At 30.7% G+C, this 9,893-nt stretch carries 6 protein-coding genes and 4 pseudogenes; 5 read left to right on the top strand and 5 right to left on the bottom strand.

The window, feature by feature from the left end:
- From BST83_RS00165 to BST83_RS20220, 4 genes and pseudogenes are all read left to right on the top strand, one after another.
- Positions 1–1,146, top strand: a pseudogene (locus BST83_RS00165) (DEAD/DEAH box helicase); the annotation flags it as partial.
- Positions 1,147–1,251: 105 nt separating this feature from the next.
- Positions 1,252–2,562: pseudogene (locus tag BST83_RS00160) on the top strand (DEAD/DEAH box helicase).
- 508 nt (positions 2,563–3,070) lie between these two features.
- The gene (locus BST83_RS20065; RefSeq protein ID WP_205853524.1) at positions 3,071–3,232 is read left to right on the top strand and encodes a hypothetical protein; all 162 of its coding nucleotides are present in this window, start codon (positions 3,071–3,073) and stop codon (positions 3,230–3,232) included.
- 639 nt (positions 3,233–3,871) lie between these two features.
- Entirely contained in the window at positions 3,872–4,291 is a 420-nt protein-coding gene (locus tag BST83_RS20220) for an FAD-dependent oxidoreductase (protein WP_240614575.1), read from the top strand.
- Positions 4,292–4,665: 374 nt separating this feature from the next.
- Here BST83_RS20220 and BST83_RS00140 read toward each other — a convergent pair whose 3' ends face one another.
- The gene (locus BST83_RS00140) at positions 4,666–5,082 is read right to left on the bottom strand and encodes a hypothetical protein (RefSeq protein WP_104808050.1); all 417 of its coding nucleotides are present in this window, start codon (positions 5,080–5,082) and stop codon (positions 4,666–4,668) included.
- 92 nt (positions 5,083–5,174) lie between these two features.
- Here BST83_RS00140 and BST83_RS00135 point away from each other — a divergent pair, with 92 nt between their 5' ends.
- Complete coding sequence (locus BST83_RS00135) at positions 5,175–5,450, top strand: hypothetical protein (RefSeq protein WP_104808049.1); 276 nt, start codon at positions 5,175–5,177, stop codon at positions 5,448–5,450.
- A 374-nt stretch (positions 5,451–5,824) separates the two neighbouring features.
- On the opposite strand, the gene BST83_RS20215 is transcribed toward BST83_RS00135, so the two are convergent.
- The 4 genes and pseudogenes from BST83_RS20215 to BST83_RS00110 all read right to left on the bottom strand — a co-directional run.
- Complete coding sequence (locus tag BST83_RS20215; protein WP_240614575.1) at positions 5,825–6,244, bottom strand: FAD-dependent oxidoreductase; 420 nt, start codon at positions 6,242–6,244, stop codon at positions 5,825–5,827.
- 641 nt (positions 6,245–6,885) lie between these two features.
- Positions 6,886–7,047 carry a hypothetical protein gene (locus BST83_RS20060; protein ID WP_205853524.1) on the bottom strand — a complete coding sequence of 54 codons (162 nt, stop codon included), beginning with the start codon at positions 7,045–7,047 and terminating at the stop codon, positions 6,886–6,888.
- 508 nt (positions 7,048–7,555) lie between these two features.
- A pseudogene (locus tag BST83_RS00115) lies at positions 7,556–8,868 on the bottom strand (DEAD/DEAH box helicase).
- A gap of 105 nt (positions 8,869–8,973) precedes the next feature.
- Positions 8,974–9,893, bottom strand: a pseudogene (locus tag BST83_RS00110) (helicase-related protein); the annotation flags it as partial.

Raw genomic sequence — 9,893 nt, 5'->3', positions numbered from 1 at the left:
AGTTGGATTTAGAAAACACTCAAATTCAGACGTTAATATTAGCGCCAACGAGAGAATTAGGGCATCAGATTTATGATAATTTAGTTTCTTATTCAACAGAAATTCCAGAAATATCTATTGCTTCTATTTGTGGCGGAATACCCATAAAACCGCAAATAGAACGCTTAAAATCAACGACTCATATTGTAATTGCAACTCCAGGTCGTTTGGTAGATTTAGTTAAAACGTGATGCATCAATATTAAAGAAATCAAGTATTTCGTTTTGGATGAAGCCGATGAAATGGTCACTGCTTTAAAAGAAGAGGTAGATGCTATTATCAAAGAAATTCCGAAATCAAGAAGAACGTTGTTGTTTACGGCTACAATGCCAGGAACGATCAAACAATTAGTTCAAAATTACATGGCGAAACAGGTAATTCATATTGAAGCGGATATGGGAACTGTTGGTCATCAGGGAATTGATCATCAATATGTTGTTGTAAAACCGATTGAGAAATTAGAGGTCTTACTTCATTTTTTAAGTTCTAAGGATGGGAAACGCGGAATTATATTTTGTAAAACGAAAGCTGCAGTTAATAAACTAGCAAAAAATCTAGCCATTAATAAATTCTCTTCTGGGGCTATTCATGGTAGTTTAACGCAAGGAATTCGTGATCGAATTATGGGGCAATTTAGAGAAGGTAACATTAATATTTTAGTAGCTACGGATTTAGCTGCTCGTGGAATTGACGTAAAAGAAATAGAATATGTGGTAAATTATCATTTACCAGACACGTATGATACGTATGTTCATAGAAGCGGACGTACAGCAAGAGCAGGAGCAAAGGGGCTTTCTTTAAGTATTATTCAAGATGATGAAGTGCAAGATATTCCTGAATTTGAAAAAGTATTAGGCATTCAATTTCATCAATTTAAAAAAGCGATTCAAAAAGTATTGAAGAAAACAATGGTTTGTTGTGGCCAAAAAAATATTTAAAACGAGGCCGAATCACGACGTTTCTCAAGATTTTAAAGCACAAATAAAAACAATATTTCATCATTTAACAAAAGAGGAATTAGTTGATAAAATATTGGCAAATTACTTAGCACAAATGGCTTCTACAAAAACAAAACCGGAAGCACCTAAAAAGAAAAAAAAGAAATAACGAAATCTGTTAATTAGTATTAAAAGTTAAATTGTCTGTTAAAAGGTAGTGTAAGACTATTGATACATTTAATTACTGATTTACGTCTAATAGAACAAAATAATTATGGCAAATAACATTAAGAATCAAGAGGATATATTAGCAAAATTAAATATTACTGCTTTAAATTCGATGCAAGAAGAGGCCGTTTCTGTCATAGAAACAACTACAAATACCATTTTATTATCGCCAACAGGAACTGGAAAGACACTTGCTTTTGTTTGCCATTGATTGATTCTTTAGATCCAGAATCAAATGAAATTCAGGCGTTAATATTGGTGCCATCCAGAGAATTAGCGATACAAATTGAACAAGTTATCCGTACAATGGGTTCTGGTTACAAAGTGAATGCAGTTTATGGTGGCCGACCAATGTCTAAAGATAAAATTGAATTAAACACATACCTGCAATTTTAATAGGAACCCCGGGTAGAATTGCAGACCATTTTGCCAATGATCGTTTTTCTAAAGATTATATTAAAACCTTGATTTTAGATGAGTTTGACAAGTCTTTAGAAGTAGGTTTGAATATGAAATGAGAGGAATTATTAATCAATTGCCTGCTTTAAATAAACGCATCTTAACTTCTGCTACTCAAGGTGTTGAAATTCCTGAATTTGTTAAATTAGACAAGCCAACAATCATTAATTATTTAAAAGAAAAGAGAACGTCGCAATTGGCTATTAAAACAGTAATTGCTCCTGAAAAAAATAAATTAACAACTTTGTTGGATCTAATTCAGCATATTGGGAATGATCCCGGAATTGTTTTCTGTAATTTAAAAGACAGTATTGAAAAAGTAAGTGCTTCTTTAGATCGTAATAATATTAGTCATGCTTGTTTTTCAGGCGGAATGGAGCAAAAAGATAGAGAGCGTTCTTTAATTAAATTTAGAAACGGAACCTGTCAATTATTAATTGCGACCGATTTAGCTTCTAGAGGAATAGATATCGTTGAAATTAAATATATTATTCATTTTGAATTGCCGCAGCATGAAGAAGATTTTATTCATAGAAATGGAAGAACGGCAAGAATAAATGAAAAAGGAACGGCTTATATTTTAAAATGGGAAAAAGAAACTTCGCCAGATTTTATTAAAAATTCAAAAGGTGAAAACATTTCTAAAAAGGCAAAATTAGAACCTCAATATTGGGAAACGTTATTTATTTCTGGCGGAAGAAAAGATAAAATTTCAAAAGGGGATATCGCTGGTTTATTTATAAAACAAGGCGGTTTGACTAAAGACCAATTAGGTACGATTGAATTAAAACCCGATTGTGCGTTTGTTGCAATTCCACGAGCACTTGCTAATGGTTTGGTAGAAAAATTAAATAATACGCGATTAAAAAAGAAAAAAGTCCGAGTTACTGTTTTATAGTAATTGTTTTTTAATAGATTTTTTTTAAGTAATAATGCCAATTTCTATGAAATAGAAAAAGGCATGGAATCTGTTATAAAAGAATATTTTGCATACTCAAATGATTATCAGTTTTGCGCAGTGGGGTTTTATATTTTTAATACTCATAAAATTATGAGAACTACAATTTTAAAAACAACTGGATGCAAGCAACTTGACTTGCAATCAGTCCACTATTATTTTTTTACATCAAAAGAAATCGGTTTAACTGTGCTGCATTAAAAATTACGAATTCATTTTACAGCATCTATATCTTGGTTATAAAATCTTAAAAAATAAAGCATCTTTTTGAACACAATACACATCAAGTTTTACCATTTAATAAGTTTATGGTAAGATTGATAAAGTCCTTTCTCTTTTCAAGCTTACTAATTGCATTTTCTGAGCTATATGGTCCATTGACTGCAATTACTTTGCTAATATTTCATGGATTTATTCCTTTTACAATGCCTCTTTAATTTTAACAGGATTGGGTCCAGTAGATGAAATGCCTTCAGATAGCGTGAAACTATTCGCTTCATTTTATGCGGTATTTAGCGGAATTGCTTTTTTAAGCACAGTAGCCGTTATTTTTGAGCCCATTGCCCAAAGATTATTACACATTTTACACATAAACGAAGATGAAAATTAATATACCAAAAATAATTATTATTGGCGCCGGGTTTGGCAGCTTATCGCTAGCAAAAGCACTAAAGGACTAAAATGCAGATGTTCTTTTAATGGATCAAAATAACTATTATAATTTTCAACCGTTAATGTATCAAATTGCTACAGGTGGTTTAGAACCGGATAGCATTGCATACCCAATAAGATGAATTTTAAAGGTTATAAAAATGTAACTTTTAGAATGGCCAAAATGAATGCTTTAAATACCGTTGAGAACGAAATAGAAAACTTCAATAGGTGTATTTCCATTTGATTATTTAATCATTGCCACAGGTAGTGAAACTAATTATTTTAATTTTAAAATCAATTTTGGATGCTTTAAATCTTAAGAGTTTTATTTTTTAAAATTTAGAAAAGGCATTAATTAACCAAAAGGACCAATCTCTTGAAGAAATATTGAACATTGCCATAGTTGCTTTAGGACAAGCAGGAATTGAATTAGCAGAGGCACTCGCAGAAATGAAACGCCTCATAATTCCTAAAGATTTTCCGTTTTAGATATTTCAAAAATGGAATTAATTTAGATGAAGCTTCACCAAAAGTATCATCAGTAACTTCTGAAAATGCTTCTCTTAAAAGTTATGAGTACCTAAATGAATAAGAAATTAATGTAAATCTAAACGTAAAAGTTGTAAGTTATGACGAAACTTATTTAACACTCGCGGATGAAACACCCTTTAAAACAGACACTGTAATTTGGACGGCAGGCGTCAAAGGAAACCCAATTAATGGATTGACAGAAGAGACTTTTGTTGGTAATAGAATTGTTATTAATGAGTTTAATCAGGTTTTAAATACCCGTTCAATTTTTGCAATTAGGGATGTGGCGAGTTATATTTCAAAAGAAAACCCAAAAGGATTTCCAATGTTAGCGACCGTTGAACAGCAATATGGAAAACAGTTACCAAATAATAGTATCAATCTAATAAAAGAAAAAGCATTACAATCTTTTGCATATAAAGACAAAGGTACAATGGCAACAACAGACCGAAGAAAGCCGGTTGTGAACCTGACGAATTGGTAATTTCAAGGGACTTTTGCATGGTTAGTTTGGATGTTTATTCACACTATGTCATTGATAGGTTTTAGAAATAAAGCGATTGTTTTTTTAGATTGGATGAATAATTATTTTATATATGGTAGGCCTTTAGGATTAATTATAAGACCTTATAATAGAAAATAAATACTGATACTATTTGTTGATTTTTTACTTTTTAAGGGATCTTTTTGGACGCATAATTTTAGTCGTTATCATTTATAATTCCAGGTTTATAGATTTTATGAAGTATTTGGGTTGTAATCAAATTGGCAGTTTTTCTACTATTTTAGATGATACTATTTATTTTTATGTAGAGAAGGATCCGCATAAAATAAAATAATTAAGAAGAATTAAGAGAACTATTTTACTACACTCATTTGATAAAAAGAGCCATCAAAAATTACTTTTCTGATAAAAATAAAAGCCTCTTTAAAATCTTCTGAAGGTAGATTTAAAATATTATGACCTTTATTTTTATATCCATAAAACATAAAACTTTTGTGAAGACTTTCTAGTTTTTCAACTATATTTTTAGAACCATCCATTACAAAATATCCCTTATCTAATGGAGAGCAAGAGCGATGTGCTCCCTGATAATAAGGTATAACTTTATCTTCTGTTCCGTGATAAAACACACCAGGTACTGCATTTGATTTGTTTATTAAAGTACTATTTAAAATAGCACCTGAAATGGAAATTATTCCAGCAATAGAAATGTTTTTATACCTTTTAGAGCGTTTGCCTAATAACTGTTTGTTGTAGGCGATATTTAGCAATGTTTCTGCGCCTGCACTTGTGCCAAATAAAATAATTTTTTTAGGATCAATTTTAATAGTACTTTATAAACAAATCAAATGCAGTACCTGGTGTGTTTTATCACGGAACAGAAGATAAAGTTATACCTTATTATCAGGGAGCACATCGCTCTTGCTCTCCATTAGATAAGGGATATTTTGTAATGGATGGTTCTAAAAATATAGTTGAAAAACTAGAAAGTCTTCACAAAAGTTTTATGTTTTATGGATATAAAAATAAAGGTCATAATATTTTAAATCTACCTTCAGAAGATTTTAAAGAGGCTTTTATTTTTATCAGAAAAGTAATTTTTGATGGCTCTTTTTATCAAATGAGTGTAGTAAAATAGTTCTCTTAATTCTTCTTAATTATTTTATTTTATGCGGATCCTTCTCTACATAAAAATAAATAGTATCATCTAAAATAGTAGAAAAACTGCCAATTTGATTACAACCCAAATACTTCATAAAATCTATAAACCTGGAATTATAAATGATAACGACTAAAATTATGCGTCCAAAAAGATCCCTTAAAAAGTAAAAAATCAACAAATAGTATCAGTATTTATTTTCTATTATAAGGTCTTATAATTAATCCTAAAGGCCTACCATATATAAAATAATTATTCATCCAATCTAAAAAAACAATCGCTTTATTTCTAAAACCTATCAATGACATAGTGTGAATAAACATCCAAACTAACCATGCAAAAGTCCCTTGAAATTACCAATTCGTCAGGTTCACAACCGGCTTTCTTCGGTCTGTTGTTGCCATTGTACCTTTGTCTTTATATGCAAAAGATTGTAATGCTTTTTCTTTTATTAGATTGATACTATTATTTGGTAACTGTTTTCCATATTGCTGTTCAACGGTCGCTAACATTGGAAATCCTTTTGGGTTTTCTTTTGAAATATAACTCGCCACATCCCTAATTGCAAAAATTGAACGGGTATTTAAAACCTGATTAAACTCATTAATAACAATTCTATTACCAACAAAAGTCTCTTCTGTCAATCCATTAATTGGGTTTCCTTTGACGCCTGCCGTCCAAATTACAGTGTCTGTTTTAAAGGGTGTTTCATCCGCGAGTGTTAAATAAGTTTCGTCATAACTTACAACTTTTACGTTTAGATTTACATTAATTTCTTATTCATTTAGGTACTCATAACTTTTAAGAGAAGCATTTTCAGAAGTTACTGATGATACTTTTGGTGAAGCTTCATCTAAATTAATTTCCATTTTTGAAATATCTAAAACGGAAAATCTTTAGGAATTATGAGGCGTTTCATTTCTGCGAGTGCCTCTGCTAATTCAATTCCTGCTTGTCCTAAAGCAACTATGGCAATGTTCAATATTTCTTCAAGAGATTGGTCCTTTTGGTTAATTAATGCCTTTTCTAAATTTTAAAAAATAAAACTCTTAAGATTTAAAGCATCCAAAATTGATTTTAAAATTAAAATAATTAGTTTCACTACCTGTGGCAATGATTAAATAATCAAATGGAAATACACCTATTGAAGTTTTCTATTTCGTTCTCAACGGTATTTAAAGCATTCATTTTGGCCATTCTAAAAGTTACATTTTTATAACCTTTAAAAATTCATCTTATTGGGTATGCAATGCTATCCGGTTCTAAACCACCTGTAGCAATTTGATACATTAACGGTTGAAAATTATAATAGTTATTTTGATCCATTAAAAGAACATCTGCATTTTAGTCCTTTAGTGCTTTTGCTAGCGATAAGCTGCCAAACCCGGCGCCAATAATAATTATTTTTGGTATATTAATTTTCATCTTCGTTTATGTGTAAAATGTGTAATAATCTTTGGGCAATGGGCTCAAAAATAACGGCTACTGTGCTTAAAAAAGCAATTCCGCTAAATACCGCATAAAATGAAGCGAATAGTTTCACGCTATCTGAAGGCATTTCATCTACTGGACCCAATCCTGTTAAAATTAAAGAGGCATTGTAAAAGGAATAAATCCATGAAATATTAGCAAAGTAATTGCAGTCAATGGACCATATAGCTCAGAAAATGCAATTAGTAAGCTTGAAAAGAGAAAGGACTTTATCAATCTTACCATAAACTTATTAAATGGTAAAACTTGATGTGTATTGTGTTCAAAAAGATGCTTTATTTTTTAAGATTTTATAACCAAGATATAGATGCTGTAAAATGAATTCGTAATTTTTAATGCAGCACAGTTAAACCGATTTCTTTTGATGTAAAAAAATAATAGTGGACTGATTGCAAGTCAAGTTGCTTGCATCCAGTTGTTTTTAAAATTGTAGTTCTCATAATTTTATGAGTATTAAAAATATAAAACCCCACTGCGCAAAACTGATAATCATTTGAGTATGCAAAATATTCTTTTATAACAGATTCCATGCCTTTTTCTATTTCATAGAAATTGGCATTATTACTTAAAAAAAATCTATTAAAAAACAATTACTATAAAACAGTAACTCGGACTTTTTTCTTTTTTAATCGCGTATTATTTAATTTTTCTACCAAACCATTAGCAAGTGCTCGTGGAATTGCAACAAACGCACAATCGGGTTTTAATTCAATCGTACCTAATTGGTCTTTAGTCAAACCGCCTTGTTTTATAAATAAACCAGCGATATCCCCTTTTGAAATTTTATCTTTTCTTCCGCCAGAAATAAATAACGTTTCCCAATATTGAGGTTCTAATTTTGCCTTTTTAGAAATGTTTTCACCTTTTGAATTTTTAATAAAATCTGGCGAAGTTTCTTTTTCCCATTTTAAAATATAAGCCGTTCCTTTTTCATTTATTCTTGCCGTTCTTCCATTTCTATGAATAAAATCTTCTTCATGCTGCGGCAATTCAAAATGAATAATATATTTAATTTCAACGATATCTATTCCTCTAGAAGCTAAATCGGTCGCAATTAATAATTGACAGGTTCCGTTTCTAAATTTAATTAAAGAACGCTCTCTATCTTTTTGCTCCATTCCGCCTGAAAAACAAGCATGACTAATATTATTACGATCTAAAGAAGCACTTACTTTTTCAATACTGTCTTTTAAATTACAGAAAACAATTCCGGGATCATTCCCAATATGCTGAATTAGATCCAACAAAGTTGTTAATTTATTTTTTTCAGGAGCAATTACTGTTTTAATAGCCAATTGCGACGTTCTCTTTTCTTTTAAATAATTAATGATTGTTGGCTTGTCTAATTTAACAAATTCAGGAATTTCAACACCTTGAGTAGCAGAAGTTAAGATGCGTTTATTTAAAGCAGGCAATTGATTAATAATTCCTCTCATTTCATATTCAAAACCTACTTCTAAAGACTTGTCAAACTCATCTAAAATCAAGGTTTTAATATAATCTTTAGAAAAACGATCATTGGCAAAATGGTCTGCAATTCTACCCGGGTTCCTATTAAAATTGCAGGTATGTGTTTTAATTCAATTTTATCTTTAGACATTGGTCGGCCACCATAAACTGCATTCACTTTGTAACCAGAACCCATTGTACGGATAACTTGTTCAATTTGTATCGCTAATTCTCTGGATGGCACCAATATTAACGCCTGAATTTCATTTGATTCTGGATCTAAAGAATCAATCAATGGCAAACAAAAAGCAAGTGTCTTTCCAGTTCCTGTTGGCGATAATAAAATGGTATTTGTAGTTGTTTCTATGACAGAAACGGCCTCTTCTTGCATCGAATTTAAAGCAGTAATATTTAATTTTGCTAATATATCCTCTTGATTCTTAATGTTATTTGCCATAATTATTTTGTTCTATTAGACGTAAATCAGTAATTAAATGTATCAATAGTCTTACACTACCTTTTAACAGACAATTTAACTTTTAATACTAATTAACAGATTTCGTTATTTCTTTTTTTTCTTTTTAGGTGCTTCCGGTTTTGTTTTTGTAGAAGCCATTTGTGCTAAGTAATTTGCCAATATTTTATCAACTAATTCCTCTTTTGTTAAATGATGAAATATTGTTTTTATTTGTGCTTTAAAATCTTGAGAAACGTCGTGATTCGGCCTCGTTTTAAATATTTTTTTGGCCACAACAAACCATTGTTTTCTTCAATACTTTTTGAATCGGCTTTTTTAAATTGATGAAATTGAATGCCTAATACTTTTTCAAATTCAGGAATATCTTGCACTTCATCATCTTGAATAATACTTAAAGAAAGCCCCTTTGCTCCTGCTCTTGCTGTACGTCCGCTTCTATGAACATACGTATCATACGTGTCTGGTAAATGATAATTTACCACATATTCTATTTCTTTTACGTCAATTCCACGAGCAGCTAAATCCGTAGCTACTAAAATATTAATGTTACCTTCTCTAAATTGCCCCATAATTCGATCACGAATTCCTTGCGTTAAACTACCATGAATAGCCCCAGAAGAGAATTTATTAATGGCTAGATTTTTTGCTAGTTTATTAACTGCAGCTTTCGTTTTACAAAATATAATTCCGCGTTTCCCATCCTTAGAACTTAAAAAATGAAGTAAGACCTCTAATTTCTCAATCGGTTTTACAACAACATATTGATGATCAATTCCCTGATGACCAACAGTTCCCATATCCGCTTCAATATGAATTACCTGTTTCGCCATGTAATTTTGAACTAATTGTTTGATCGTTCCTGGCATTGTAGCCGTAAACAACAACGTTCTTCTTGATTTCGGAATTTCTTTGATAATAGCATCTACCTCTTCTTTTAAAGCAGTGACCATTTCATCGGCTTCATCCAAAACGAAATACTTGATTTCTTTAATATTGATGGCATC

Origin of the sequence: Polaribacter filamentus, from assembly GCF_002943715.1 — a bacterium.
Lineage (GTDB): Bacteria > Bacteroidota > Bacteroidia > Flavobacteriales > Flavobacteriaceae > Polaribacter > Polaribacter filamentus.
The sequence above is the reverse complement of the archived record's forward strand: the minus strand, read 5'-3'. Positions and strand labels throughout refer to the sequence as shown.